Origin of the sequence: Spirosoma sp. SC4-14 (genome assembly GCF_037201965.1) — a bacterium.
In the GTDB taxonomy this organism is placed as follows: domain Bacteria; phylum Bacteroidota; class Bacteroidia; order Cytophagales; family Spirosomataceae; genus Spirosoma.
Window position 1 is genome coordinate 3,203,928 of record NZ_CP147518.1, and the last position, 26,492, is coordinate 3,230,419.

A 26,492-nucleotide genomic window follows, 5' to 3' on the forward strand; every position below is an offset into this window, starting at 1 on the left:
CGGCCATAAACCTGGAATTTCTAGGCTCCTCCAGCCCGACGTTTTTCATCTTCGGCTCCACCGGCCCGTCGGCGCGAGGGAGTTAGCGTGTCGTTGCCAAATCGGTAGGTAAACGAAGCGGTTGCAACGCGCGTATCTTGCCGCTGATAGAACCGCTCCTTATAATTGGCATACGCTGAGGTGGCATGAAGTGGGCTCGTGTAGAATACATCGGTCATATTCAGTTTGAGGGTTCCTTTTTTATTCAGCATCGTTTTTTGCAGGCCAATGTTAAGCTGTCCCAGCGGCTGAATATCGAGAAATCCGTATAGCTGACGTGACTGGTAGTTGCCAGTCAGATCGGCGGTCCAGCCGCGCCCGAGGGTGAACGTGCTGGTGCTATTGAGGCTGAAGGCAGGTAGCCCGGCATTCAGCGACGTTCCGGCCAGATTTCCGATAAACAACTGGTAATAAGCTACCAGATTATTGTCCATTGTCCACCAGCGGGCAGGTTGTACGGGTATGGTCATGGTTAGCCCGTAATAGTCGGAACGGGTCAGATTCTGGAACGTCGATACGGCTTGCCGGTTGCCCTCGGGGGCGGGTTGTACTACGCTGATAATGGGCTGATCGGTACGGGTATAACTGACGGAGGTAATGAATTTCTGTTTGAAGGTATGCGTAAGTTCGATGTTATAACTCAACTGCGGAAACAGCGACGGATTACCCGAAAAATAGGTTGTTGCATCAATATAAGCCCGGAACGGATTCAGTTGATTGTAGGTAGGCCGATCGATTCGACGGCTCAGAGACAGGCTCATCTCATGCAACTTAGAAAGCGATTGCTTGAAAAACAGACTGGGAAATAGCTGAAAATAGTTTCGTTTGAACCCATTATTGCCGATCAACTGAATACCCTGGGCAATGGTCTGTTCGCCCCTAAGGCCTATCTGAACCGTTAGCTTGCTGAATACTTTATTAATGTTAATGTAGGCCGCGTTGATGTTCTCATCATATTGAAAATGATTGCTTTTGGTGGTATCGATCACGCTTTGGCCGTCGCTGCTGTTGGTAAACAACACATCATTGTCCGAATGGACCCAACTCACTTTGAAACCACCCTCCACGCGGCCTTTATTGGGTAAGATATGCGTATAGTCTGTTTTAAATGACGTGATGTTTAAGGCACCATTCAGATCACCGGCCAGAACCGTTGGCGGACGAACCGGCAAACTGAACAGAGTAGACAGATTCTGGAGCCGATGGGTTTCATAATGAGCGAAATCGGCGTCGGCTGTGATTTCCCGTTTGCCCGTCGAGTCGAAGCTATGCTTCAGATTTACGTTTCCGGCAATGTTAGGCATTCGCAGGCCGCGGCTATTAGCCGACTGGTAGCTGGATTGTAGCTGGCCTTCCGCATCGAATGTCTGAGTAACGTTGGGAATACTGGCTTTTGCATCGAGATTTTGGCCATTGACAACGGCTCCCAGCATTGTTCGCTTCGAGAGGGTATAGTCTACACCAGCCCGGTAGGTGTGGGTAGCGTAGCGGGTTTTGCCAATATTATCCTGATCGCTGCTACCAATAAACTTACCGTCCTGGTAAAAATCGCGGTGAAGTTTTAGTTGTGTGAACACATTTCGGTCGCTATAATTGTAATTGCCGAACAGGTTCACTTTTTTATGGCGATGGTTAAGAGTAAGCCCGCTCGTGAATTTTCCGTATCGCCCATAACCATAACTTGTCGTCAGACTACCATTTGTTCCCTGGCGTCCGTCTTTTTTGAGTTTTATGGCAATAATGCCTGCACTGCCAGCTGCGTCGTATTTGGCGGGCGGGTTGGTGATCAACTCAATTTTTTCGACGGCATTGGCTGGCAGGGCCCGAAGCATTTCGGCGAGTTCAGTGCCAGTCATTGGCACACGTTTTCCATCAATCAATACCAAAACTCCTTGTTTACCCCGAAGCGCTAAATTGTCGTTCTGATCAACGGTAACCCCTGGCGACCGACTCAATACTTCCAGCGACGTTGCTCCTGCACTGAGCGGACTGCCATCGACATTGACAACGATACGGTCGGCCTCCCGTTCAAACATGGGTTTGCGGGCCTGAACGGTTACTTCTTTCAGGTTTGTATTCCCATTTGGCCGGAGCCGGATACCAGGCAGCGTTTCGTTCTGAAACGATAGGGCAAACGGATCGGTTTGCGACCGATTGAACCCAACCTGCGAAGCCGAAACAAAATAGTTGCCTGCCGGAACGGCTGCAAACTGAAACGCTCCCGATGCATCGCTAAACTCGGTTTGAACGACTGTTGAGTCGGTGGCCCGGTGAAGTGCTACCGTAGCAAATTCAACGCCAACGCCTGTCGAGTCCTGCACCGTACCGGTTATTTTAGACGCGTTTTGCGCAAAGGCAACCGAGATCGTAAGTGTCGGCAAGAAGAAAAAGGCAAAAAAAGCCCGTAAAGAAAGAGTCATACGGATGTCGTTTAGGTGGATCGAAACCGATTTTTGCCTAATGACAACGATGGCGTTTGCTGGCGCGGAGTTTCTCCACAAACGGGCTAAAATAAGTACCAGCGGCCAAGCCTGGCTACCAATCAGCGAATCAGTGCAGGGGCAGGCTTTTTACTTTTCCGCCTGCCACATCATCAACACTATGCTGGATAATAAACGCTTTTGGATCGAGGTTAACAACCATGCTACGCAGTCGACTCAGTTCAAGCCGGGTGAGCACGACATATAAGACAACATCAAGGTCGTGGTGGCTACCATTTTTACCATAGCCTTCCTGCCCTTTCAGCACCGTAACACCCCAGCCTTTTTCGATAATCTGTTCCTGAATAAGTTGATGTTGCCGGGAAATAATTAATACCGCCGTATATTCTTCAATACCATGAATTATAAAGTCTACAGTTTTGGAGGCCGCAAAGTAAGTAATCATGGAGTAGAGAGCCGGATTAATCCCTAAAAAGAACGCTGCTGCGCCGAAAATTGCAACATTTAGTACCAGAATAACGTCGCTGACTTTCAGTACTGGATTACTGCGGCTGATGAGCAAGGCCGCAATTTCGGTTCCATCCAGAACGGCACCTCCGCGCATGGCCAGCCCAATGCCTGCACCAATAAAAAAACCACCAAAAACAGCCGTCAGCAGTAAATCAGGGGTTACATCGGGATAGGGAATAATCGCTAAACTCAGAGATAGCCCGGCAATACCCAGAGTACTTTTAAGCGCAAACTGGCGGCCAAACTGCCGATAGCCCAGGCCTATAAACGGTAGATTAATCACTAAAAGCCAGATCGGAAGAGGAACGATTAGCAGTGATGATAGCAGCATCGAAACTCCCGTGACACCTCCATCGATAAAATGACTGGATAATAAAAACCCTTTGATGCCCATACCGGCACTGAGCACACCGGCAACTATGAAGATGGTATCTCTGATAATACGGAAAGAGGACGATTGCTGGACCATACGTAACGTTGAAGGGGGAAAATGAATGTTGGGATACGGCCAAGCCAAATTAAATGAGCAGAAATCGTCGCCGACATCTGCTCATTTAATTGACCTGACTCCTAAGACTATTTACTTAATATAATCCCTCAATCGATAAATATCGTTCCCCTGTATCGTAACAAAATGTTAGAATTCGACTACCAGGCGTTATGTCGGGTAATTTCTGATAAATAGCAGCCAGCGAAGCACCAGACGAAATGCCGACAAAGATGCCCTCTTCTCTGGCAACACGTTGTGCCCAGGCAAATGCGTCGTCGCGACTGACCTGAATACTGCCGTCGATAGCATCGAGATGCAGATTATGGGGGATGAAACCCGCGCCAATTCCCTGGATTGGGTGCGGGCCTGGTGCGCCACCACTGATAACGGGCGAGGCTTCAGGTTCAACGGCGTATACGTTCAGTGCCGGGAATTTCTCTTTGAGTACTTCGGCAACACCAGTTATATGCCCGCCTGTGCCCACGCCCGTAATGAGCACATCAAAGCCTTCCGGAAAATCGGCCAGAATTTCCTGTGCCGTGGTGCGTTTGTGGATGGCAATATTGGCCGGGTTTTCGAACTGCTGAGGCATCCAGGCATTAGGGGTGCTGTCGACCAGTTCATGGGCGCGGGCAATGGCTCCTTTCATGCCTAACTCGCGGGGGGTCAGGTCAAACTCGGCACCATAGGCTGCCATGATTTTACGACGCTCGATACTCATTGATTCGGGCATGACCAGAATCAGTTTGTAGCCTTTAACAGCAGCAACTATAGCAAGTCCGATGCCCGTGTTGCCCGATGTTGGTTCGATAATAACACTATCTGTGTTCAGAAGGCCGCTAGCTTCGGCATCTTCAATCATGGCCAGCGCAATCCGGTCTTTAATACTGGCACCTGGATTGGCTCGTTCCAGTTTCATCCAGACTTCAAAACCCGGATAAAGGCGGTTTAGCCGAACGTGGGGCGTTTGCCCAATGGTATCTAAAATGTTGTCGACTTTCATGGTTTTCGGGAAGGGGTTAGTAAAGCGAATCAGATAACAAAATTGATTGGCTCGGCATTGTCGAGCGACTTCATCCGAACCTCGGTCTGGTGTTGATTGTAGACGAGCGAATAGGGCTCAACACTGTGCGTGAGCCAAACGTTACCACCAATCACCGAGTCATGGCCAACCACCGTTCGACCGCCCAGAATGGTCGCGTTTGCATAGATTACTACGTTGTTTTCGATGGTTGGGTGGCGTTTTTTCTGGGCCATTGATTTGGCAACGTGAGTGGCGCCCAGCGTTACTCCCTGATAGATCTTGACATTATCGCCAATGATTGTGGTTTCGCCAATGACTACCCCCGTACCGTGGTCGATGAAAAACGACCGCCCGATCTGAGCGCCGGGATGTATATCGATTCCTGTAAGCCCATGTGCATATTCAGTTAGCATCCGGGGTAGGAGTGGAATGTTCAGTTTGAGCATTTCGTGGGCAATCCGGTAAACCGCAATGGTATAAAAGCCTGGATATACTGCTACTACTTCTTCAATACCTACCGCAGCCGGGTCGTTGTCGACAATGGCCTGAGCATCCAGAAAGAGGTTGTCATAGATGGCAGGAAGTTGTTCGAAGAAACGCTCTGCCGAAATTTCGGGGCTGGCGGGTAGGGTAGCCGCCAGTGGCTGAAACAGACAAACGAGCTGATCGTTTAGTTTTTGATAGGTCTCGCCAATATGCTGAGAAGCCGACTGGCAATCCTGCGTAACAGGAAACAACAGCCGCATTAGCTGATCAATAAAACGACCTGCGTCGGGCCGGGATGGAAGTTTGAAGCGGTACTGAGATCGCTGAGCTACCAGATGCTCGAGGAAAGCGGGGTTTGCGACAATCATAAAACGCAAAATATCAGGTATAGCAAGTAGTTATAGAACGTCGAAAAAAGGTGGAATAGTTGCCCCGTGATGAGGAAAGTAGACAACAATCCGAAAGATTTATCTACCCGAAATAACGCTAATAAACCGGGATAATTTGTTGATATGACAACAAAATGCGTACCGTAAAGTTCGCTCGTTTACTTTGGCTCCGATTTTGATCAATAATTAGTTAATTAATAAATCGACGTCTTTCGTCGGAAGCTTGGCTATGGTTTGTCAGAAGCTATTGTTAGGCTTATGCTGAAAGACATAAACGGAGTGTATTGCCATGTTTGGTAAGGCTATTTATGCATTACTTATTTCGCTGGTTGCCACGGCTGGATTTTCGTGGTTTGTGTGGTCGTTGTGTCAATCTGACGATGACGACGCAACGCAGGCTACCCCAAAAATGGCAGTTGCTACCGTAAACGAAGCAGGAATTATACCAACGGTTTTTTCGGAGGATAAACCCCACACTGCGGTTCGGGTTGTAAATGCTTATCCGAAGCTTTCGTTCGAGGCTCCGGTGGAGTTTACGTATGCCAATGATGGTACAAACCGGGTTTTTGTCGTTGAGCAATCTGGCCAGATCAATGTGTTCGATAATAACCCCGATGCTTCGGTTAGGCAGACGTATCTGGATATTCGCAAAAAGGTGGCCTATGGTGGAGAAATGGGCCTGCTAGGTCTTGCTTTTCACCCTAAATTCAAAGAAAATGGGTATTTCTATGTCAATTATACAAAAAATAATCCCCGCGAAACGGTTGTAAGTCGTTTCAAAGCGGCATCGCCTACGGCAACAGAGATTGATCCAAAATCGGAAGTTATTCTGTTTACGTTCCAACAGCCCTATTCGAATCATAATGGCGGGAAAGTACTGTTTGGGCCAGATGGGTATCTGTATGTTTCTACGGGCGATGGTGGGAGTGGTGGAGATCCGCAAAATAACGGACAGAATCGGAGTAGCTGGCTCGGGAAAATTCTGCGGATTGATGTGAACAGTACAAAAAAAGGACACTATGGGATTCCGGCCGATAATCCGTTTGTGAAAAACAAGGAGGGTTTTCTCGAAGAAATTTTTGCCTACGGTTTACGAAATCCCTGGCGGATCAGTTTCGATGAACAGGGACGATTATGGGCTGGCGATGTTGGTCAGAATGAAATCGAAGAAATCGACATCATCTCGAAAGGGGGCAACTACGGCTGGCGTATTAAGGAAGGGCGCGACGATTATACGGCAAAAGGGAATCCAACCCCTGACAAGCTAATTGGCCCTATCTGGCAATATAATCATCAGAATGGCAATGTGTCGGTAACCGGTGGCTTGGTTTATCGGGGGAGTTTGGCGCCTTCGCTGAAGGGAAAATACGTTTACGCCGACTATGCCAGCGGACGAATCTGGGCGCTTTCGGTAAACGACACCAAAGCGGCTTCAAATCAGGAGATTGTATCCCGGTCGGGAGCTATTTCTGCCTTCGGCGAAGACCAGAAACACGAAATGTATCTCTGCGATTTGGGCGGGAAAATTCTGAAACTTGTTGAAAAGTAGTAGTTTTCTTTCTTATACCTGAAAGGTTAAAAAAACCTTTCAGGTATGGTAGTCGCTGCCGTTGTTTTTTTTAGAAATTCAGGAAGCCAAGTACCCCACTTATTCCGAAAAGCATAGCAAAGACAAAGCCATAAATTAAGGTGAAGAGGGCGAATTTAGCAATGGTTTTGGCCCATCCCTGCCCGTAGGTACGTTTCATGGCCAGGAGCAGGTAAAGATAGCCCAACAGGAAACACCACCCAACAGCATCATCCCAGTGAGCATAATAGCTAATGGTCAGTCCAATGGTTAAAATCATAAAAAAAACAGTATGGACATGGACCGAAAAAATCAGATGCTCGTAGTAGAACTTACGCTTTCGGAAGTAGATAATCAACAGCACGAAGGCAACCACTGGCATCAGTAGAAACATAACCCACGATACATATTTAATAATGACGTGAAGGAGGTTATGCAATACTTCGGGACGATCTGTCAGGGGTTCGGTTGTTTTGAATTTAGCACTTTGCCGAATCGATTTCAGAATGAAGCTCCGTTTCCACCAACTCATTTCGTCGAGCGACTGATTCGAATGTTGCGCTATAAAATGGGTTAACTGCTCGTCGTTCATGTATTTCGTCAGCCGGATTTGCGCGTCGCGGGTCGAATCGTTTGGAAATATTAGTTTTAAACCTAGATAATCGGCTTGGTTTCCTACTTTCCGATTGCGAGAATGATCGTACTCATTGGGCAGCAGAGTTACCAGCGTTTTCATTTCCGAATAGATCTGATTACGCATATCGGGCAAAATGGCGTGAGTTTGCCCATAGAGATCCAGAAGTTGTTGCCGGTTATATTGTTTAAGGGCGGCTAACGTAGCTATGCCTAGCGAGTCTCCGTTAGCAAATGGAATGGTGATTGTTTTGACAAGACTAAGATTACTGGCGTTAAGTGTATCGCGCTCGATCAGTCGCGAAACCGGCACCGAATAACTTTCGCTGGTCGTCGTTTCGTCATCATCCTCCGTATAGCGTACAGGAAGTGATGCCGGTAAGTATGAAACGCCTTTTTGTAGTTGTTGGGCAAATGATAACGGATTCTTAGATTTTTCTACTGTCTGTTGCTCTTCGGCATCGTTGTCGATATTCACCTTTTCATTTTGTCCTTCTTCCCAAAACTCATGAACGAGTGAGTCGAGCTGGGTTGACGAGAGCGTTTTCAGATAAGCAATGGTCGATTGGGCTTTGGGGTCCGATTTCTGATTAAAATAAAACTTGGCATTTCCGATTTCATCAAGACCTTTCTCTTCAACAACAGCTTTGCCCAGAACTCCATCCAATGTAAACTCACTGGCCTTGTTGCCATATATATCATGAACTTTTTCTTCTATCTCCAGTGAATGGTGCAAAGCTGATTCGGTAACCTTATTAACCATTACGAAGAAAATTACCGATACGAACACGTACAAACGAGCAGGTGGCACATAGCGGGCGCGTTTATCGTTCACAAAATCGACCACAAACTGGCCAGGCTTTAGCACAGTTGCCTTTAAGGTAGCCCAGAGCTTGGCGTCGAAGTGAGTAATGCTCTCCACAAACTCATACAACAGATGGCCAAAGGGTTGTTTATGGGTATGATTTTCCTGACCGCAGTTCGGACAATAGTGAGCGTGTTCGGGAAGGGGAGTGTCGCAGTTAGGACAGACAGACCATTGATCGTGCTCTGTAGACATGAATAGACAGTTTTGCCAAAAATAGCCTACTTTTTGCAAATGGCCAGTAGGTCTAGAGCTATCCCCCTGCGTTATTTTTTCGTTATTGATCTTTTAGTAGGTTTTATTTGCTATTTTGGTTACGACGATTGGTTTTTTAATCCGTAACCATACCCACCACCATGTTTAACCGTTTGCAGTCGCTTATTCGCGACTATTTTGGCTTTTCCCAAAAAGAATCCCGTGGCTTTCTGGTACTGTTAGTTCTGACATTGCTTTGTCTGCTGATTCCGTTCGTGTTTCGGTTCATTGCCGACCGGAACCCGGTCGATACGTCGGTAGCCGACCAGCAAAAACTGGATAGTTTGGTAAAGTTGATGCAACAGCAGGAGGCTGCCCAGCCAGCGTATTCAGAACGGACTGAAAATAGGAAAACAACGGCTGAACGCTTTAATGAGCCACGACTGTTTATGTTCGATCCGAATACGGTGAGTGTTGCCGGGTGGCAGCAGTTGGGAACGCCTGGCTGGTTAGCCCAACGAATCGAAAAATATCGGAATAAAGGAGGGCGGTTTCGGAAAAAAGAAGACGTGCTGCGGATTTATAATTTCCCATCCGAGCTATACCAACAGTTAGCGCCCTACATGACCTTGTCTGAACAGGAGGCTGGGAAAGCAGGCAGTACTGATGCCGCCAGGGCCGATAAGCCGTTTTCACATGAAGCATACAAACCAGGCGATCGGCCGCAATTCTCGCGACCAGCGAAACCCGAATTGCAGCCATTTGATATTAACACCGTCGATACCACTCAACTGATTGCCTTAAAAGGAATTGGTTCTAAACTGGCCGGGCGAATACTGGCGTTTCGGGACGCGCTGGGCGGATTCGTGTCGATAGAGCAGTACCGCGACATTTACGGACTGGATTCGGTAGCGCTTGCGGAGCTTCAGAAATTTGGTCAGATTCGAACAGCGCCCCGGCGCATTCGGATCAATACGGCTTCGGCAGACGAACTGGATAGGCATCCGTTTTTATCGCGTCGGCAGGCAGAAATAATTGTGCGTTATCGCGAGCAACACGGAGCCTATTCGTCGGTCGAAGCGCTTCGACCTATTCGGATTTTAGATGCGAAAACGATTGATAAGCTAGCACCTTACCTGGAGTTTTGAACATACTTCTGATCAATTGTCGGGGTTTGGCTAGGCTAGAAATTGGGTTTGAGCAGGTATTTACTGTAGAAGTCGTCGATCACTTTAACTGCTTCGGCAGGTGTATCGACCAGACTAACGAGTTTCATATCTTCTGGATTAATGTTGTGTTCCTGATTTAGCATCACATCATGAATCCAGTCGAGCAAGCCACCCCAGAATGCCCGGCCAACCAGAACAATCGGGAAACGGGCAATTTTTCGGGTCTGGATGAGTGTCATTGCTTCAAATAGCTCATCGAGCGTACCCATACCGCCCGGCATCACCACAAAGCCCTGGGCGTATTTGACAAACATTACTTTCCGGACAAAGAAGAAATCGAAATTGATACTCTTGTCGGGATCGATGTAAATATTGTTATGTTGCTCAAACGGAAGTTTGATGTTGAGACCAACCGATTTACCGCCCTGTTCGAAGGCTCCTTTATTACCGGCTTCCATAATACCCGGACCGCCACCTGTGATAACACCATAGCCATGACGAACCAATTTGGCCGCAATTTCTTCGGTCATTTTATAGTAAGGGTTGTCGGGCTTAGTACGGGCCGATCCAAAGATCGACACACAAGGGCCAATTTTGGCAAGTTTGTCGAAGCCTTCCACAAACTCGGACATCACCTTAAAGATAACCCAAGAGTCGGCCGTTTTTATTTCATTCCAGTTCCGATCCTGGAACGCATCTTTAATCCGTTGTTCGTCGGGGGTAAGGAGTAACTCGTCGCGCTTGGGTAAATCCTGCGTAATGCGTTCGGTGCTCTGCGTTTCAGAGCGATGAACATTTTCTTTTGTTTCTTCCATCAATGTACTAAAAAAAGGTAGTGGGCGCGAAACGTACTCACTCAGTTATAAATCGAATTAACCGCCCTGTAGCTACAAAAAAGATAGACCGACAGCCATCGTAATCTATTTTTTTATTCGGGCGGAGTCAAATAACGAATAATTTTGCCAAAACGTTTCTTCTGAATGCAGGTAGATAAGTATTCGCGGTTAATAAGTTATTAAATCGTTGGCAAAATCACAACGAACCGCAATAGTTTCCCTATCAGCCTATCTTTCTTATTATGTCCTATCGTATTGCCATCGGTGCTGATCACGCCGGATTTTCGTACAAGGAAGCCATCAGAAGCTGGCTCGAAGCGCACAACTATACCGTAACGGATTTTGGAACCTATTCGGCCGACTCGGCCGATTATGCTGATTTTGCGCATCCCGTAGCAACTGCTGTTGAGTCGGGGGAGGCCGATCGGGGAATTTTGATTTGCGGCAGTGGGCAAGGTGTGTCCATGACTGCCAACAAACACCAGGGTATTCGGGCGGCATTAGTCTGGCAACCCGCAATAGCTGAACTTACCCGCCAGCACAATGATGCCAATGTGCTTTGTTTGCCCGAACGGTTTATTGACTTAAACGATGCACTGGAGTGCGTTCAGCGCTTTCTGGAAACAGAATTTGAAGGAGAGCGTCACCAACGGCGCGTTGGCAAAATTGCCTGTTAGAATAAGCCAAGCCCCCACGCCCCCAAAGGGGAACTGCTGCCGCTCAGTTGCTGTCGCATTCTAATAACTGCCAAAGGCAGTAAAAGAAGGCGGCAGCGCTTCCCCCTTTGGGGGCTAGGAGGCCTTCCGGCGGCTCTCCAAAAAGGCCTCAATCCGGTCCAGCGCTATGGTTAATTCATCAACCGTGGGCAGACACACAATACGGAAATGATTTTTATCGAAATAATTGAAGCCATTACCTGCCACTACCAACACCTTTTGCTCCGTCAATAATTCATAGACGAATTGCTCATCGTCGGCAATGTGAAATTGATCCAGATCGATTCGAGGAAAAATATACAGTGCGCCTTTGGGTTTAACGCAGGTAATACCATCAATAGCAGTCATGCGGTTATATGCCAGCATCATCTGTTTATAAAGGCGACCTGTTGGAATAACCAGGTCTTTAATGCTCTGATAACCACCGAGTGCGGTCTGGATTGCATATTGGGTTGGCACATTGGCGCACAGACGCATACTGGCCAGTAAGGTTAGTCCTTCGATGTAGGACTTAGCCCGATGACGGGCACCGCTCATAATCATCCACCCACCCCGAAAACCAGCCGCCCGGTAGTTTTTCGAAAGCCCGCCCATGGTAATACACAGCGTATCGTTCACCATTTTCGAAATGGGATAGTGCACTGCTCCATCATACAGAATCCGATCATAAATTTCATCGGAAAACACAATGAGTTTATGCTGTTCGGCAATACGGGCGATACCTTCCAGCACCGATTTGTCATATACAGCACCAGTAGGGTTGTTAGGATTAATGACAACAATGGCCCGGGTTCGCGCTGTGATTTTACTTTCTATGTCGGCCAGGTCAGGATTCCAGTCGGCGGCTTCGTCGCAGATGTAATGCACAGGTTTGCCACCACAAAAGGCTACCGAAGCTGTCCAGAGCGGATAATCAGGCGATGGAATCAGTACCTCATCGCCTTCGTTCAGCAAGGCCTGCATCGAGAGCATAATAAGCTCGCTAACGCCATTGCCGATGTAGATGTCGTTGATGGTGATACCCGGTAAGCCGATGTTTTGAGTATGGTGCATCACTGCCTTGCGGGCGGCAAACAGACCACGCGAATCAGAATACCCCTGCGCATTGCGGATATTGAGGATGATGTCGTGAACAATTTCGTCGGGCGCATCAAATCCAAAGGTGGCTGGGTTGCCAATATTCAGACTGATTATTTTATAGCCCTGGCTCTCTAATTCGAGCGATTTTTCATAGACTGGCCCCCGAATGTCATACTTTAAATTGGTGAGCCGTTCACTCTTTAAAATTTCATCCATTTTGCAAAACTACAAGGCTCTTTCACTAAAACCAACGGTCAGGAAAAGAGCTGTTTATTCGATACAACTGCCAAACCCCGCAATGTGGCTACACGCATATAGAACGCGAATTCGACAGCCAGACACTGTGAATGGGGATAGCTTTTAGTATCGTTTTACATAAAAAAATTCGAGGTTATAGGTAATAGTTTCTACTACATTAGTCGTCGGGTTCTGGATTTGCTCCGAAGTCTGAAATTTACCTGAACTTAACTCACCCGTGGCTTTTATGTATTTAAGCGCATACGGGGCGGGTGTCTGGCCCGGCGAAGCACTAACGGGTCTGATGGTTAATACGGAGTCACGCAAAGACCAGGTTCCTTCTTCGGTTCCTTTCGTTTGGGTATTAGCCGATGAGTAGGATTCAGAATAGGTTGAGTCGGTACGGAACGTATAGGTATCGGTGCCAAGGTTGGAATTGATGGTTCCGTTGAGGGTAGAGTAGGAGTCGGGCAGGTCTGAAATAACGTATCGATTGATGTCCCATTGCCCCACTATTGGCCCAGACACTGTAACATCGTTGCTGCCCTGAGTGCATGCATTGATGAGGCCAATCAGGAGCAGACAAAGCAAAGGAAGTAGTAATCGCTGTTTCACCCGGTAATCTATTTTATCGACAAAAGCAGACAGGACACTTGTCTGGTAATCTGTTGTGATCGGTTAGTGTATTTAAGAGACAAACGTACGGCATTTATGGATCATTGCATGCCTTTCCTGACTAAATAAATGGTATTTTCAGAAGAGCGACAGTTGGCCCGAACCGCCCTGTTCGTGTTCGAGAAGCCACTTTTTGCGCCATAAGCCACCTGCATAGCCCGTCAGTGACCCATCGGAACCAATAATACGGTGACAGGGAACCACAATCCAGAGTGGATTTTTACCGTTGGCAGCGGCCACCGCCCGAATGGCTTTTTCGTCGCCCAGCCGACGGCTTAGGGCCAGGTAAGATAGGGTAGTACCATAAGGCACATCAAGTAGCGCTTTCCAGACCGATTGCTGAAATGGAGTTCCGGCAGGATTGAGCAAAAAATCAAACGTTTGCCGCGACCCGCCGAAATAGTCCATTAACTGCGCAACTGCCTGTTCAACCGGTTCAGGTAAAGCAGTGGATACGGGTTCGTCGGACGAAACGTCGGTGCACGAAATTCTGCTGACACCGTTATTGTCGCCGGTTACACGTACCTGCCCGAGGGGCGAGTCGAAAATTGTCGTTGTCATGTCGCACTAGTTATACTGCTAAAAATTCATAGTCGATTTCTTCTGGCTGGGCAACCGCCTGTGGCTTTACGCCATTAAAAATCGGGTGGTTATTCACATCATTACGTAAGGCTACATCAATGATAATGGCGATTTTACGATGCGACAGCAGAATCGTTTTCAAGCGCCACCCATCTTCGGCATTGCAGGTAAGGCGTTTCTCGGTAAGCTTTGTAAAAGTGAGCTTATTGTGGGCATCGTTTTCAATAACTTTTAACCTGCCCTGGCGTTGTAATATGTCGGTTAGTACAACAATGTTCTGGTTACTTCGACCATATTCAACAAGTAGTTTTTTAGATACTACCCAGCAACCCCTGGAGCGAAGCCACGAGAGGAGTTTTTTGTACTCAGGATCGAGGGGATTCTTAAAGTTTTTTGCGACGTTGGTATCGACAAAAAGATCTGATTTTAGAATTTTTTCTAATTCTTCTCCGGTGGGATTTTCCATTAGTGAGCATTCAGCGCAATATCCATTACATCAATTCCATATGTATCGAAGAAGCCCGCAGGAGCACCCTTTATTTCGCCACTTGTGGTAAATTCTACGTTGTGGACAGTATTTTTTGTGCCATCGTTTTCAAAATATAAAACACAAACATCTTCTGGGTTCAATTCACCTGTAACCAGCAGAAGCCGAATGCGGTTAAGCAGGTACTCGCTATGTGTTTCAACGATATATTGTTTTTGCGTCCGCTTAATTTGATTCGCTAAATAATTGCCGAATTGTGCCTGGATTTTTGGATGAAGATGAATTTCAGGCTGAGAAACTGCCAGGCATGAGTTATCGGAAAGCTGAAGATCAGCTACTATTATTGGCAGGAACTGACTAATACCAAAACCTACGTCTGTGAGGGAGGCAAAACGAGAATTTGTCGTAGTCTTTATAGTTAAGTCAAAACGTCCTCCTTTTAATTTTGTGGATTGAACTTTAGTGAATAGTTCAATTTCTCTCATTATGCCATTAAGTAATAGAACTTTAGTAGGAGCTGTCTCCTCCCATTCCACAATTTGATCAATGTAGCCTACCCCGTCGGGACTAACTTTATATTGAGCTTTCGCCTTTTGATAATACGTTCTTTCTGGAGGCTGTCGGAACGATCCTATATAATTGAAATTTTTATCGAAATCTTCAGGAGCGAAAGTTGGATCTAATTCGTAGAGGTTTTGGGGTAAATTGTTGGTGTTATTTCGGTACCATTGGGTGTCAAAAGTGCCGTCATTCCCCTCAAACTGAATAGATATAGAAAACGTATTGCTCGCTTGATTTTGATAGACTATCTCCTCAAAACTTCCCATTCGGCGACAGGTATAATGGAAACTGTTCGGTCTGTAGCACAGCTAAAATAGCATTGATTAAGGAGCTTTTTCCGCTGCTATTAGCCCCGGTAAGCAAGGTAATCGGCGCAAAGGTTACGTTGAGTTCTTCAAAGCATTTGAAATTCTTCAGGCCGAGGGAATTAATGAGCATACTCGTTTCTTGATAAAACCTACAGCCGAAAGTTAGCCAATTTCGGGGATTTTCGGTCTAACCCCTATCTTTGCGGTCTCAGTAACTGATTATGACAGAGCAGAAAGTGTCCCCAGCAACTTCTTTACAAGACATTATCGCCCACGCCAAAGAATATGGCTTCGTTTTTCCGTCTTCTGAAATCTACGACGGGCTACAGGCCGTGTACGACTACGGTCAGAACGGTGTCGAACTAAAAAATAACCTGAAAACCCTGTGGTGGAAGGCCATGACTCAACTGCACGACAACGTAGTTGGGATTGATGCCGCCATTTTTATGCACCCGCTTACCTGGAAAGCATCGGGCCACGTCGATTCGTTTAACGATCCGATGATCGACAACCGCGATTCAAAGAAGCGCTATCGGGCCGACCAGCTCATCGAGTTAAAAGCCGAAGAATACGAAAAAGCGGGCGATCAGGCGCGGGGTCAGGCCCTGCGCAACGAATTGGGCCGGTTGCAGAGCGCCGACGATATGGAAGGCCTGCGAAACCTGATTCTTGCCGAAGGGATTAAAGACCCCATTTCGGGTACCGACAACTGGACCGAGGTGCGGCAGTTTAACCTCATGTTTTCGACGCAGGTTGGTTCGGTGGCCGAAGACGCCAGCCTGATTTATCTCCGTCCCGAAACGGCGCAGGGTATTTTCGTGAACTTCCTGAACGTGCAGAAAACCGGCCGGATGAAGATTCCGTTCGGTATTGCGCAGATTGGGAAAGCGTTCCGCAACGAAATTGTGGCCCGGCAGTTTACGTTCCGTATGCGCGAGTTCGAACAAATGGAAATGCAGTTTTTCGTACGGCCCGGAACCGAAATGGAATGGTACGAGCGCTGGCGCGATGCCCGTATGAAGTTCCATCAGGCATTGGGGCTGCCCGCCGAAAAACTGAAATTCCATATCCACGAAAAGCTGGCACACTATGCCAATGCTGCCGTAGATATTGAGTACGAATTTCCGTTCGGTTTCCGCGAAATGGAAGGGATTCACTCGCGTACGGATTTCGATCTGAAATCGCACCAGGAATTGAGCCGCAAGAAACAGCAGTATTTCGATAACGAAATTGATCCGGCTACGGGCAAGCCTTATGGTAACTACATTCCCTATGTAGTTGAAACATCGGTAGGCGCCGACCGGCTGTTCCTGGCTACGTTCTGCAATGCCTTCACGAAAGAAACCGTGGGCGAGGGCGACGATCAGAAAGAACGGACTTACCTGAAGCTGCATCCGGCGCTGGCTCCTGTAAAAGCAGCCGTATTCCCGTTGGTTCGCAAAGATGGTTTGCCCGAAAAAGCCGAAGCTATTGTGAAGAACCTGCGTTCTGAATTCCGGGTAATTTATGAAGAACGCGATGCGATTGGTAAACGCTATACCCGTCAGGATCTGATTGGGACGCCATTCTGCATTGCCGTCGACTATCAGACCCTGGAAGACGACACGGTTACAATTCGCTATCGCGACACAACCGAGCAGGTGCGGGTTCCGATCAGTGAACTAAAAGCCCGCATCGGTCAGGAAGTGTCGATGGAGCGGGTTCTGGAGAAAATGTAAAAAAAGCGTAGTTTCGTTGAGACACTAAATAGCCCAGGTCGGTGCCGACCTGGGCTATTTGATTTCAGTGCATGTTTTACTGTAAGGTGCTCTAAGAAGCGAAAAACCGCTTTATACACCTTTGGCTAATCACTTGCCTCGCTTATAATTCGGGTCTTCTGAACAGCAGCAAGGGTATTGGCCAAAGGCTATGCTTAATTGAGGTGAGGCATGTTGTTCATTAATTGCCGACGTACGCTTGTCCACCGCCGACGCGAAACGGGCAGCACATCACCCGTAGACAAGTGTACCAGCCCACCCGTTTCCGTGCGTTCGAGCCGCTCTACATACCGACGGTTAACGACGCAGTTGCGGTGCAGCCGGATGAACCATTCGGTTGGGAGTTTGGGCATGTAGTATTTCAAGGTTCGGGGCATCAGCATCCGACGACCATCCATCCAGTTCAGCCAACTGTAGTTTGCTACGGCCTGCATATAAACCAGATCCGAAACCGGAAACGACTGGCGTCCTGTTTCCCGTAAGTATAATTTTAGAGGTGGCCATTCAATGGGAGCTGTGCGGGCAGAAGCAATTACGGACGATACGTAGGTCATGAGTGTTTTTTTGGTTTAATGGTGCTTGACTAATCACGAAAAAGAAGATGATGCAATGATAGCAATCCGGTTGTCTAATGTCTTTTTCATTCGTAACAAGTGCTATAAAATTTGTAACATATAGGATAACTAGTTGACTTTTAATAGCTACCGCTCAATCAACAAAGCCCCAGATGTGCATCTGGGGCTTTGTTGATTGAGCGGTAGCTCGCAAATCGCTAAGAAAAACGTATTGTCGGCAACATACCTACGGGTAGGCTGGTAAGCAGGGTTTAGGCCGCTTTGTGTCGATGCTGTTCAATGTATTCAGATGGGGTTAAGCCATGATGTTCCTTGAATACTTTTGAGAAGTAGGCAGGCGTGTCGAAACCAACTGCATAGGCAACGTCTGAAATCGGAACATTGGTCAGCAGCATTTCGCTGGCCCGGTTCAACCGTACGGCCCGGATCAGTTCGTTGGGCGATAGGCCAGTCAAGGCTTTTACTTTTCGGTTCAGATGCATCCGACTCATATTGACGGCTGCTGCCAATGGTTCTACACCAAATGTTGTATCGCCTAGCCGGGCATTCAGAACAGCGTAGACTTTATTCATAAACTCATCTTCGGGCACCGGGCTTACGGTTGGCACATAGCCTGCGCTCAGCAACTGCGTTCGAAAATGCTGACTAAATCGCCGTTGCTGTTCGAGCCGATTGCGAACGCGCCAGCGCAACTCGTCAATCTGAAACGGTTTGGCCAGATAATCATCGGCTCCGGCAGCTAAACCTTCAACCCGACTTTCAATCGACGATTTAGCCGTGAGAAGTAGGATAGGAATGTGGTTTGTAATAGGGTTGCTTTTCAGTTGCCGACACAGTTCATAGCCATCGAGTTCGGGCATCAGCACATCGCTGATAACCAGATCGGGGCCATCGGCAAGGGCAGCCTCGATGCCTTCCCGGCCGTTACTGGCACGTTGAATCTGCCAGTCGGGACGAAGAATATCCGTGACAAACTCGGCTATTTCGTCGTTGTCTTCTACCAGCAATAAGTGGGGTAAATCGGAGATTTCGCCAGCATTCGATTGCGTGGTGGCATTGGCCTCAGACACGAATGTACTGTTTCCAAGAGCAGGTAATATAGGCTGAGCCACCTGGAAGGGGAGTTCTACAATAAACATGGAGCCTTTGTCTGGCTGACTCTCAACGTTAATTGTCCCCTGCATAATATCCACTAATTCTTTAACCAAAGCCAGGCCAATACCCGAGCCAATACCAGTTGCTTTGTCGGGCTGGTTGGCCTGATAAAAGCGATTGAAAATGTAAGGAAGTTTATGGTCTGGAATGCCAATTCCGGTGTCTTTTATTGTCAGCCGGAGAATATTGACTGGGCCCAGAATTTCGCTGATTGGTGGGGTTTCCGGCGAAAAGGTAAAAAAGTTAACATCGATCTGTCCTTTTTCATCGGTGAACTTTAGCGCATTGGCCAGTAAATTATTAAGAATTTTGCCCAGTTTGTCGGAGTCGAACCAGTAAAATCGGCCTTCAATCTGATAATGCACCCGAAACTTAATGTGCTTGCGTTGTGCTTCTTCGGTAAAGGTGCTGGTTGTGCGTTCTAAAAATTCGACCAGATCGCCATTCGTAGGACTTACTGTCAGGCTACCTGCTTCGAGTTTTGCCAGGTCGAGCAATTCATTGATGAGTCGTAACAACTGGCTGGCATTACGATGAACCATTGCCAATCGGCTGTGTTGGTGCGGATCGTGACTGTCGCGCAGTAGCTGCTCAAGGGGACTCAAAATCAGGGTCAATGGTGTTCTGAATTCATGCGTAATGTTAGCAAAGAAGCGGGATTTTACTTCATCCAGATTCTTGAGCTGAATTGATTCCTGTTCTCGTAATTCCATTCGGCTTTTGAGCCGGATGCGGTTGATTCGTACCCGCACAAAGGCCACAACAGCACCAATACACAAAAGAGCATAGCCCGAATAGGCCCACCAGGTTGCCCAGGGAGCAGGTTTTATGCGTATGAAAATCTGATGCATGTTTGGACTCCAGATTCCCGACGTATTTGAGGCATTGACAACGAAGGTGTAGGTAGCGGGAGGAAGATTCGTGTAGGTAGCAGTTGTCTGATTACCATTATACACCCAGTCGTCGTCTAGCCCAATTAATTTGTATCGATACTGGTTTTTGCTGCTGTGGTTAAACTGAAGGGCTGCAAAATCGAAAGAGAGGAAGTTTTGCTGATAATTGAGGGTTATTTCCTGGGTTTCATTTATATCCTTCGAAAGCGGAGATTCTGGATTTGTTAAACTAACGGGTTGGTTATTGATCCGAAGAGCAGTAAGCGCAACAACAGGCTTGAAATGATCGTCGATTACCTGCCGGGGAGCAAAAGCGGTATATCCACCGTAACCACCAAATACGATCCGGCCATCGGGCAACGATACGTCATGGAACCGATTAAACTCATCGCCCGGCAACCCATCGTCGGTGGTATAGTTTCTGACTTCAAAGGTTCGGGTATCGAAACGGCAAAGGCCATGATTGGTACTAAGCCATACATGACCGTCGGCATCGGGGCGAATACCATAGATGACATTATTGGGTAAACCATCGTGAACGGTGAAGCTTCGTATCTTTCCGGTGTGTTTATCGAGTCGGCAAAGTCCACTACCATAGGTTCCAATCCACAAAAAATTGTAGTGGACCGGGTCCTGAATCAGACATGATAAGGAGTTGATTGGTAGCGCATTAGGGTTGTTGGGGTTTGCCCGCCACCGGATCAGTCGTTTGTCGGCCAGGTCGGCGCGCAGCAGACCGTGACTCTGTGTAGCCAAATAAATACGGCCACCGTCGACGGTCATGGCCAATATCTCGAAGGGATGCCCAATGGGAAGGGGAAGCGGAAACGCTGTAAACGATTTTGTGTCTGGGTCATAACGGGCCACAGCCCGCCCATCGGCACCTAGAAGCCCCCACAGCTCACCGTTGGGGCCTGTTGTAAGGGCCGAGAAATGGAAGGCACCTGCCGGTAGCCAGCGAGCCTCTATTCCGGTTGGTGGAATTGCTTCAAATAATTGCTGAACAGCGTTATAGCGATATACTGGTGTTTTTAGACCACCTATCCAAAGGTTTTTTTGCCGGTCGAACTGATAGCGTAAGCTAAAAGGGTCCTGTTGCCGAACAATGGGTGGAATTGCGGCAATCGGAATTCCCAATTGCTGGTTCATCCAGCCTATCTGGAAGTTAATGGTATAGGCCCAGCTTTGAAAAGGACGTTTGTTAAGGTCATACTTAACAACGCCATTACCATTTGTTCCAATCCAGAGAACATTCGACTGGTCGATTAATAGCGAAAGCAAACTTCCCGGAACAATAGGCGTAGTGATTGGTAAAGGCGACAAACCCGACTGATCGGAATACCGATTTAAATTGATGTAGTCGTTGCCATGCGAATCGCCAGCCAGTATGGGAGCCATAGCGGGTTGATCGGGCATTGGAACTACCTGTCGAACAGTGCCTCCATTGGGGTTGAACAGCGCAAACTGACCCGGAAAACTAATGATCAGTTCGCCATTTTTACGCTCCCGCAACCCGCGCACATCATTGCTCGGTAAGCCATTTATTGTACGGAAAACGGTAAACTGTTGGGCCTTTGTGTCGTACCGAAAAAGGCCATCCGATGCCGCTATCCAAAGGTTATTGTGCCGATCGACGAGCAGAGATTCAATCCGATGCTGAACGGTATCATTGCGAATGGGCCAGTTGTGGTATTTAATGACGCCTTTAGGGCTTAATTGAAAAAAACCGTTGGTTAGGGTGGCTATCCACAGATTACCCTGCTGATCGGGATAAATAGATGTCAGCACGTTACGGTTAACAAGCTGCCGAAAGGCGGGCGAATCCGAAACCCGTCGGGTCTGTTCGGTTATTGGATTAAAATAGTCGACGTTGTTGTTTTCGGTACGAGTCCAGAGCGCTCCGTGTACATCTTCCCGAATTTCATAAATACTGCTGAACGATGGCGACTGGGAATTGTGTGGGTCATGATGGAAAATTTTAAACCGAACGCCATCGTAACGACATAAGCCATCGCGAGTAGCCAGCCATATAAAGTCCCGGCGATCCTGTAAAATTGATTTAATAAAACCCTGTGGTAGGCCGTTCTGAACCGTAAGGTACTCGGGGCCGGGGGACGATGCCTGGGTAATTTGGATAAAAACCAGGAGCAAAACGACCACCTGAATGAGCCAGCGCCTACTGAAAAGCATAATGGGTGTGAAACAGGGAAGTAAAAAAACAACTAAACTGCCTCTTGTGGCCATGAGCGTTTGAGCGGGCCACAAAAGACGGTTTATTGTTTGTAAAGGGTAATCGTTATGGTTCATTCGCTTCCTTTTTAACCGGAATCTGCGCATGCATATACTACTAAAAACTCATGTCAATCAGCCAATTACTACGGTTTGGCAAGGGTTCAATCGGGTTTTGTTTGAGCGACTCAGCCCGCCATTTCCGCCCGTCGATATAATTAGGTTTGATGGTTGCCTGAAAGGCGACATTGTTCATTTGCGACTGAATTTCCTGCTGTTTCGGCAAGACTGGGTTAGTCAGATTGTCGATCAGCAGACGACAGACGCTGAAATTTATTTTGTTGATCAGGGAACCCGCCTGCCGTTTTTTCTGATCAGTTGGCACCATCGGCATCGATTGTTGCATGATCCTAAGGGTGGAACCCAACTTGTTGATGATATTTTATTTAAGACGCCATTTCGCTTAACTGATATACTTATTTATCCTCTAATGTGGCTACTGTTTGCTTATCGTAAACCTATTTATAAGCATACATTTAAGTGAATAGTTCTTTGTAGACTAATTAGCCGGATTAAATGCATATTAAGTCATACAAGCCTTTTTTGCAAAAAAAAGTAGATTATTCGGTGTTTTAGAGGTTGTAAAGCCACGAAATAACGTCATAGAGCCTCATTGGTTAGGCAGTTGTATTTTCAGGAGTGCTTCAATTCTGTTACATTTGTCGATACGGCTACTTGACCTACTTGCATGAAACTCCCCAATTTGACAACCCGCATTTTTCTGGGTATGGTGATCGGTATCCTGATCGGCTACTTTTTCCCGGATACGGGTTCAGGCTTTTCTGGTTCTGATTTAAACATACTTTCCAAAATTTTCCTACGGCTCATTAAAATGATTATTGGGCCGCTTGTCTTTGCGACCCTGGTGGTTGGTATTGCCAAACTCGGTGATTTTGGTACTGTAGGCCGAATTGGTCTTAAAACACTCGCCTATTTTTACTTCGCTACCATCTTGTCGCTGATTGTAGGGCTGCTGGTTGTCAATATCATGAAGCCCGGCGAGGTCATGAATTTACCATTACCCGCAAAGGGGACCGATACGGGTGTTGAGGTCAAAAAGTTAACCTTCGATACCTTTATCACACATATTGTGCCAACGAGTTTTATAGAAGCGATGGCTACAAATGAAATTCTTCAGATCGTTGTATTCAGTATCTTCTTTGGGGTTGCTGTTGGATCGGTAGGGGCGCAGGGTAAGGTCATTATCAAGGCGCTGGATGCCTTGTCGCACATAATGTTCAAGGTGACCAGCTATGTTATGTCGTTTGCGCCGTATGGTGTATTGGGGGCTATTGCCGCCGTGGTGGCCAAACAGGGACTGAGTATTCTGACGGGCTATGTTTATCTGATTTTCTGTTTCTTTGGCGGATTACTGTTCTTCATTTTCGTTGTTCTTGGGCTGATCTGTCTGGCCGTTCGCATTCCTTATATAGCACTGCTGAAAGAGGTACGCTCAGCCATTATTCTATCGTTCAGTACAGCTAGTTCGGAGGCTTCGTTTCCGCAAACCATTGAAGCATTGCGCCGGTTTGGGTGTTCAGAACGGATCATCTCATTCGTATTGCCACTCGGCTATTCGTTTAATCTCGATGGTTCTATGCTTTACATGACGTTTGCTACGGCATTTATTGCGCAGGCCTATCATGTGCCGCTGAGCATCGAACAGCAAATTACTATGATGCTTACCCTCATGATTACCTCGAAAGGGATTGCAGGGGTGCCCAGGGCGTCGCTGGTAGTTATTGCCGGAACGATGTCTCTTTTTGACCTGCCCATCGAAGGCCTGGCTTTGCTGCTGGGGATTGATCAGGTTCTCGATATGGGCCGTAGCGCAACCAGTGTAGCGGGCAATGCTGTTGCTACCTGTGTAATCTCGAAATGGGAGGGCGAATTTAGAACACAGCCTGTTGATTCAGAAGAGATTGCCGCTTAGTAAACAGTTCGCACATTGTACAAAATTGCATGGTGGTTCGCTGTCGTTTTTGTAGGTTAGAGGAGTTATTTCGATTTGTTTCACTCTAAACCTTGTATGCTCGTGCAACCTACCTTCACTCCAGTTTCTACATACGTAAAAGCGACCCCCGTACAACGCTTTGTTGCTGCATTCATCGATGGTATTATTGGCAATGTACCTGCCTGGGTATTAATGATGATTTCTTATAATCTGGTAACAGTAGGCTATGTTATTGCCATCGGCTACTTGCTAACGAAAGATGCTTTACCGGCCACAAATGGGTATCTGGGTGGTCAAAGTATTGGCAAAAAGTTAATGGGTATAAAAGCAATTAAGGAAGAAACGGGTGGCAGTCTCGAAGGCGATTATGGAACGGCCATTACCCGTCAGGTTTCGCTGCTCATTCCCTTCTTTAACATTGTCGATGCGCTGATGGTATTTAGCGGGGATAGCAAACGATTTGGCGATAAATGGGCAAAAACCATTGTCGTAAAAGCATAAAATGTACAACCCAATAAGAAGAACCACAGCCAAGGTTGGCTGTGGTTCTTCTTAGTATAAGAGTAAGCAATTGGGAACTAGCAACCGCATGCGCAATTATGTTGTTTGGAATTTGTCCAGCCCACACCGTCGAACGTATTGAGTTGTTTATCCCAGCAGGGGCGTTTTCGGCCGGTAGTTGTTTTGAGCAAAAACCGCTGACCGCCAATGCGTTGTTCCTTTTCGTTCAGCTCAGTCATATCAAATTCAAAAACCTGTGCACCTGTTGCAACGCGGCCATTGGGTACAAACTGAATATGAACTGTGCCGAACTCGCCTGGCTTAAGTTCCAGACCCAGAATTTGTGCGAAAGGCTGAGTCTGGATAAGCCGACCGTCGTTCAGCCGTTCAAAACCTCGGGATTTTACGTCTCCTTTAGCAAGAGCGGCCAATGCCTCACCGCGAAACTCAATGAGAATATGACCCCAGTCGAATAACGTAAAACTCGCACGTTTAGGAGCTTCGAAAACCAGATGGATTTTTCGGGGTTTTGGGTCGAAATTGCCCACGACTACATCGGCAAAACGCCCTCCATCGCCATCGGTATCGACAACCGATACGTTTTTCCAAACTATATTGTTGTTGTTCTGTACGTTTGCGTAGAGGTTGCTGGTTTCGGGAGTGGTCATCCCAAAAGGTGAAGCAGGCGAGGTCTCAATCCGGGCGAGCAAACAGAAATGGGCTTTATCGGCCCCAAAAGCAGCATAGTCCGATGGGTCGGGTACTGCCCAGTCAAATGACAAAATTTCGTGGCTTCCTCCCACAACGGTTACGGCCTGACTTCCAATCAAGCCGCCCATAAGTGCAGGCGCTGTTACACTGCCATCCCAGGGAGCAGGCCAGGATAGCGAACTCGATGCTTTGGCCCAGTAAAGTTTTACGGTGCCCGATTGAGCGGCTGCACCTGCACAGCCACGATTTCGAATACGAACATAAACTTTGTTGAGCTGATCTCCTAATGGGTTCTGATGATCTTGATTCATGAAACCATCTGCCCCATTACGCACCCAGATATCGTCGCTGATCCACATAGGATTTGGGCTAGGGTCGGGTTCGGCACCGGTGTCATCGGCATTATCCTGCATCCATAAGTCGGGTGTGGGAGCTTCCGTAACCGGAATCAGGCCATCGGATGAGAGAATACCTGAACGTGCTACCGACAATGTTGCATTCATACGGGTGGCCTGGTCCTGGGTAAACATAAACATGGCAGCATCATCAACATAGTCCATGTAATTCATAAACATATCGCCGTTGGGCCCGTTTCCGCAGGAAATATGAGGAAATGCCGGTGTACCATAGTTCATAATGCTTTGATTGGGCGTATCGGCACATTCGTCAGACTGACTACAGGTGTTGGCAAGAGACTGATCATCTCCCCAAATGTGAAGCAGATTGAGCCAGTGCCCAATTTCGTGGGTTGCGGTACGCCCTCGATTGAAAGGTGCTGCCGCTGTTCCTATTGTGCCAAAAGCCTGCGTATCAACGATAAACCCGTCCAGTTCGGCTGGCCCACCAGGAAACGTAGCCACACCAAGCAGGCTATCTGTAAAATTAGCTACCCACATATTCAGGTAACGATCTGATGGCCAGGGGTCGGCTCCACCCGTAGCCACCGACTTTACGTTGTTAAGGGTGGCGTAGGTAAAGCCGGTCGTATTGGTGTGAGTACGAGTGATTCCATTTGTTGAGCCGCAGTTTGGGTCCCGAACAGCCAGAGCAAACTCAATTCGAGTGTCGGCGGCTACCCCGGTAAATGCTGCCGGAATACTGCCTGTATCGGCATTAGTTCGGCGAAAGTCAGCATTTAATACGTCTATTTGTGACTGTATTTGCGCATCACTGACATTTTGCCCGGCGGTGTTCCATACAACATGAACAACAACTGGAATGCGTACAATACCCGTACGAAGCCCTTCTTCGGCATAACGTTCAATAAAAGCGCGGGTTTCCAGTTCAATCTCTCGGCGTCGGCGCCTATATTCAGGCGATAAATAGACGAGACGCTGATGTTCGTCCATAGTTGCACAAGTGCGACG

22 protein-coding genes are annotated in these 26,492 nt (G+C 47.5%); 6 read left to right on the forward strand and 16 right to left on the reverse strand.

What is annotated here, in order from left to right; all coding sequences use genetic code 11:
* Window positions 1-20: 20 nt before the first annotated feature.
* The 4 genes from WBJ53_RS12885 to epsC all read right to left on the reverse strand — a co-directional run bounded on the left by WBJ53_RS12885 (window position 21) and on the right by epsC (window position 5,358).
* The gene (locus WBJ53_RS12885; RefSeq protein ID WP_338876535.1) at window positions 21-2,459 is read right to left on the reverse strand and encodes an outer membrane beta-barrel protein; all 2,439 of its coding nucleotides are present in this window, start codon (window positions 2,457-2,459) and stop codon (window positions 21-23) included.
* A gap of 130 nt (window positions 2,460-2,589) precedes the next feature.
* Window positions 2,590-3,459, reverse strand: coding sequence for a YitT family protein (locus WBJ53_RS12890; RefSeq protein WP_338876536.1), 870 nt, complete (start codon window positions 3,457-3,459; stop codon window positions 2,590-2,592).
* A gap of 115 nt (window positions 3,460-3,574) precedes the next feature.
* Window positions 3,575-4,483 (reverse strand): cysteine synthase A, encoded by a 909-nt coding sequence (gene cysK, locus WBJ53_RS12895; protein ID WP_338876537.1) that lies wholly within the window; start codon window positions 4,481-4,483, stop codon window positions 3,575-3,577.
* A gap of 29 nt (window positions 4,484-4,512) precedes the next feature.
* Window positions 4,513-5,358 (reverse strand): serine O-acetyltransferase EpsC, encoded by an 846-nt coding sequence (gene epsC, locus WBJ53_RS12900; RefSeq protein WP_338876538.1) that lies wholly within the window; start codon window positions 5,356-5,358, stop codon window positions 4,513-4,515.
* 310 nt (window positions 5,359-5,668) lie between these two features.
* Here epsC and WBJ53_RS12905 point away from each other — a divergent pair, with 310 nt between their 5' ends.
* Window positions 5,669-6,928: a PQQ-dependent sugar dehydrogenase gene (locus WBJ53_RS12905; RefSeq protein WP_338876539.1), complete on the forward strand. Its 1,260-nt coding sequence runs from the start codon at window positions 5,669-5,671 to the stop codon at window positions 6,926-6,928.
* Between the two features lie 70 nt (window positions 6,929-6,998).
* On the opposite strand, the gene WBJ53_RS12910 is transcribed toward WBJ53_RS12905, so the two are convergent.
* Complete coding sequence (locus tag WBJ53_RS12910; protein WP_338876541.1) at window positions 6,999-8,639, reverse strand: DUF3667 domain-containing protein; 1,641 nt, start codon at window positions 8,637-8,639, stop codon at window positions 6,999-7,001.
* A gap of 161 nt (window positions 8,640-8,800) precedes the next feature.
* Between WBJ53_RS12910 and WBJ53_RS12915 the strand changes: the two genes are divergently transcribed.
* Window positions 8,801-9,787: a helix-hairpin-helix domain-containing protein gene (locus tag WBJ53_RS12915; RefSeq protein WP_338876542.1), complete on the forward strand. Its 987-nt coding sequence runs from the start codon at window positions 8,801-8,803 to the stop codon at window positions 9,785-9,787.
* A 35-nt stretch (window positions 9,788-9,822) separates the two neighbouring features.
* Here the strand turns inward: WBJ53_RS12915 and WBJ53_RS12920 are convergent, their stop codons facing one another.
* On the reverse strand, window positions 9,823-10,623 hold the full coding sequence (locus WBJ53_RS12920; RefSeq protein ID WP_338876543.1) for a TIGR00730 family Rossman fold protein: 801 nt from the start codon (window positions 10,621-10,623) through the stop codon (window positions 9,823-9,825).
* A 263-nt stretch (window positions 10,624-10,886) separates the two neighbouring features.
* On the opposite strand from WBJ53_RS12920, the gene rpiB reads away from it, so the two are divergent.
* Complete coding sequence (rpiB, locus tag WBJ53_RS12925; RefSeq protein WP_338876544.1) at window positions 10,887-11,321, forward strand: ribose 5-phosphate isomerase B; 435 nt, start codon at window positions 10,887-10,889, stop codon at window positions 11,319-11,321.
* 114 nt (window positions 11,322-11,435) lie between these two features.
* Here the strand turns inward: rpiB and WBJ53_RS12930 are convergent, their stop codons facing one another.
* The 6 genes from WBJ53_RS12930 to WBJ53_RS12955 all read right to left on the reverse strand — a co-directional run bounded on the left by WBJ53_RS12930 (window position 11,436) and on the right by WBJ53_RS12955 (window position 15,420).
* Entirely contained in the window at window positions 11,436-12,656 is a 1,221-nt protein-coding gene (locus WBJ53_RS12930; protein ID WP_338876545.1) for a pyridoxal phosphate-dependent aminotransferase, read from the reverse strand.
* A gap of 144 nt (window positions 12,657-12,800) precedes the next feature.
* The gene (locus tag WBJ53_RS12935; protein WP_338876546.1) at window positions 12,801-13,292 is read right to left on the reverse strand and encodes a lipocalin family protein; all 492 of its coding nucleotides are present in this window, start codon (window positions 13,290-13,292) and stop codon (window positions 12,801-12,803) included.
* Between the two features lie 138 nt (window positions 13,293-13,430).
* The gene (locus tag WBJ53_RS12940; RefSeq protein ID WP_338876547.1) at window positions 13,431-13,913 is read right to left on the reverse strand and encodes a methylated-DNA--[protein]-cysteine S-methyltransferase; all 483 of its coding nucleotides are present in this window, start codon (window positions 13,911-13,913) and stop codon (window positions 13,431-13,433) included.
* Between the two features lie 10 nt (window positions 13,914-13,923).
* Window positions 13,924-14,400, reverse strand: a complete 477-nt coding sequence (locus tag WBJ53_RS12945) for a hypothetical protein (protein ID WP_338876548.1) — start codon at window positions 14,398-14,400, stop codon at window positions 13,924-13,926.
* Window positions 14,400-15,248: a DUF3696 domain-containing protein gene (locus WBJ53_RS12950; RefSeq protein ID WP_338876550.1), complete on the reverse strand. Its 849-nt coding sequence runs from the start codon at window positions 15,246-15,248 to the stop codon at window positions 14,400-14,402. Before WBJ53_RS12950 ends, WBJ53_RS12945 begins: the two co-directional genes overlap by 1 nt.
* Window positions 15,235-15,420, reverse strand: a complete 186-nt coding sequence (locus tag WBJ53_RS12955) for an AAA family ATPase (RefSeq protein WP_338876551.1) — start codon at window positions 15,418-15,420, stop codon at window positions 15,235-15,237. The genes WBJ53_RS12950 and WBJ53_RS12955 overlap by 14 nt, the downstream gene beginning before the upstream one ends.
* A 91-nt stretch (window positions 15,421-15,511) precedes the next feature.
* On the opposite strand from WBJ53_RS12955, the gene WBJ53_RS12960 reads away from it, so the two are divergent.
* Window positions 15,512-17,008 carry a glycine--tRNA ligase gene (locus WBJ53_RS12960; protein WP_338876552.1) on the forward strand — a complete coding sequence of 499 codons (1,497 nt, stop codon included), beginning with the start codon at window positions 15,512-15,514 and terminating at the stop codon, window positions 17,006-17,008.
* Window positions 17,009-17,202: 194 nt separating this feature from the next.
* Here WBJ53_RS12960 and WBJ53_RS12965 read toward each other — a convergent pair whose 3' ends face one another.
* The 3 genes from WBJ53_RS12965 to WBJ53_RS12975 form a co-directional block, all read right to left on the reverse strand.
* Window positions 17,203-17,601: a LytTR family DNA-binding domain-containing protein gene (locus WBJ53_RS12965; RefSeq protein ID WP_338876553.1), complete on the reverse strand. Its 399-nt coding sequence runs from the start codon at window positions 17,599-17,601 to the stop codon at window positions 17,203-17,205.
* Between the two features lie 272 nt (window positions 17,602-17,873).
* A complete protein-coding gene (locus tag WBJ53_RS12970) occupies window positions 17,874-21,860 on the reverse strand; it encodes a two-component regulator propeller domain-containing protein (RefSeq protein WP_338876555.1) in 3,987 nt (1,328 codons plus the stop codon).
* 157 nt (window positions 21,861-22,017) lie between these two features.
* Window positions 22,018-22,305 (reverse strand): hypothetical protein, encoded by a 288-nt coding sequence (locus WBJ53_RS12975; RefSeq protein WP_338876556.1) that lies wholly within the window; start codon window positions 22,303-22,305, stop codon window positions 22,018-22,020.
* Window positions 22,306-22,647: 342 nt separating this feature from the next.
* Here WBJ53_RS12975 and WBJ53_RS12980 point away from each other — a divergent pair, with 342 nt between their 5' ends.
* Together WBJ53_RS12980 and WBJ53_RS12985 are read left to right on the forward strand one after the other, a co-directional pair.
* Window positions 22,648-23,892, forward strand: coding sequence for a dicarboxylate/amino acid:cation symporter (locus WBJ53_RS12980; protein ID WP_338876557.1), 1,245 nt, complete (start codon window positions 22,648-22,650; stop codon window positions 23,890-23,892).
* A gap of 96 nt (window positions 23,893-23,988) precedes the next feature.
* A complete protein-coding gene (locus tag WBJ53_RS12985; RefSeq protein ID WP_338876558.1) occupies window positions 23,989-24,414 on the forward strand; it encodes an RDD family protein in 426 nt (141 codons plus the stop codon).
* Between the two features lie 77 nt (window positions 24,415-24,491).
* Here WBJ53_RS12985 and WBJ53_RS12990 read toward each other — a convergent pair whose 3' ends face one another.
* Window positions 24,492-26,474 carry a zinc metalloprotease gene (locus tag WBJ53_RS12990; RefSeq protein WP_338876559.1) on the reverse strand — a complete coding sequence of 661 codons (1,983 nt, stop codon included), beginning with the start codon at window positions 26,472-26,474 and terminating at the stop codon, window positions 24,492-24,494.
* Between the last annotated feature and the right edge of the window lie 18 nt (window positions 26,475-26,492).

Excerpts from the sequence above, each read along its gene's own strand:
- WBJ53_RS12885 (WP_338876535.1), bottom strand. The coding sequence starts at position 2,459 with ATGACTCTTTCTTTACGGGCTTTTTTTGCCTTTTTCTTCTTGCCGACA.
- WBJ53_RS12890 (WP_338876536.1), bottom strand. The coding sequence starts at position 3,459 with ATGGTCCAGCAATCGTCCTCTTTCCGTATTATCAGAGATACCATCTTC.
- cysK (WP_338876537.1), bottom strand. The coding sequence starts at position 4,483 with ATGAAAGTCGACAACATTTTAGATACCATTGGGCAAACGCCCCACGTT.
- epsC (WP_338876538.1), bottom strand. The coding sequence starts at position 5,358 with ATGATTGTCGCAAACCCCGCTTTCCTCGAGCATCTGGTAGCTCAGCGA.
- WBJ53_RS12905 (WP_338876539.1), top strand. The coding sequence starts at position 5,669 with ATGTTTGGTAAGGCTATTTATGCATTACTTATTTCGCTGGTTGCCACG.
- WBJ53_RS12910 (WP_338876541.1), bottom strand. The coding sequence starts at position 8,639 with ATGTCTACAGAGCACGATCAATGGTCTGTCTGTCCTAACTGCGACACT.
- WBJ53_RS12915 (WP_338876542.1), top strand. The coding sequence starts at position 8,801 with ATGTTTAACCGTTTGCAGTCGCTTATTCGCGACTATTTTGGCTTTTCC.
- WBJ53_RS12920 (WP_338876543.1), bottom strand. The coding sequence starts at position 10,623 with ATGGAAGAAACAAAAGAAAATGTTCATCGCTCTGAAACGCAGAGCACC.
- rpiB (WP_338876544.1), top strand. The coding sequence starts at position 10,887 with ATGTCCTATCGTATTGCCATCGGTGCTGATCACGCCGGATTTTCGTAC.
- WBJ53_RS12930 (WP_338876545.1), bottom strand. The coding sequence starts at position 12,656 with ATGGATGAAATTTTAAAGAGTGAACGGCTCACCAATTTAAAGTATGAC.
- WBJ53_RS12940 (WP_338876547.1), bottom strand. The coding sequence starts at position 13,913 with ATGACAACGACAATTTTCGACTCGCCCCTCGGGCAGGTACGTGTAACC.
- WBJ53_RS12945 (WP_338876548.1), bottom strand. The coding sequence starts at position 14,400 with ATGGAAAATCCCACCGGAGAAGAATTAGAAAAAATTCTAAAATCAGAT.
- WBJ53_RS12950 (WP_338876550.1), bottom strand. The coding sequence starts at position 15,248 with ATGGGAAGTTTTGAGGAGATAGTCTATCAAAATCAAGCGAGCAATACG.
- WBJ53_RS12955 (WP_338876551.1), bottom strand. The coding sequence starts at position 15,420 with ATGCTCATTAATTCCCTCGGCCTGAAGAATTTCAAATGCTTTGAAGAA.
- WBJ53_RS12960 (WP_338876552.1), top strand. The coding sequence starts at position 15,512 with ATGACAGAGCAGAAAGTGTCCCCAGCAACTTCTTTACAAGACATTATC.
- WBJ53_RS12965 (WP_338876553.1), bottom strand. The coding sequence starts at position 17,601 with ATGACCTACGTATCGTCCGTAATTGCTTCTGCCCGCACAGCTCCCATT.
- WBJ53_RS12970 (WP_338876555.1), bottom strand. The coding sequence starts at position 21,860 with ATGCTTTTCAGTAGGCGCTGGCTCATTCAGGTGGTCGTTTTGCTCCTG.
- WBJ53_RS12975 (WP_338876556.1), bottom strand. The coding sequence starts at position 22,305 with ATGCAACAATCGATGCCGATGGTGCCAACTGATCAGAAAAAACGGCAG.
- WBJ53_RS12980 (WP_338876557.1), top strand. The coding sequence starts at position 22,648 with ATGAAACTCCCCAATTTGACAACCCGCATTTTTCTGGGTATGGTGATC.
- WBJ53_RS12985 (WP_338876558.1), top strand. The coding sequence starts at position 23,989 with ATGCTCGTGCAACCTACCTTCACTCCAGTTTCTACATACGTAAAAGCG.
- WBJ53_RS12990 (WP_338876559.1), bottom strand. The coding sequence starts at position 26,474 with ATGGACGAACATCAGCGTCTCGTCTATTTATCGCCTGAATATAGGCGC.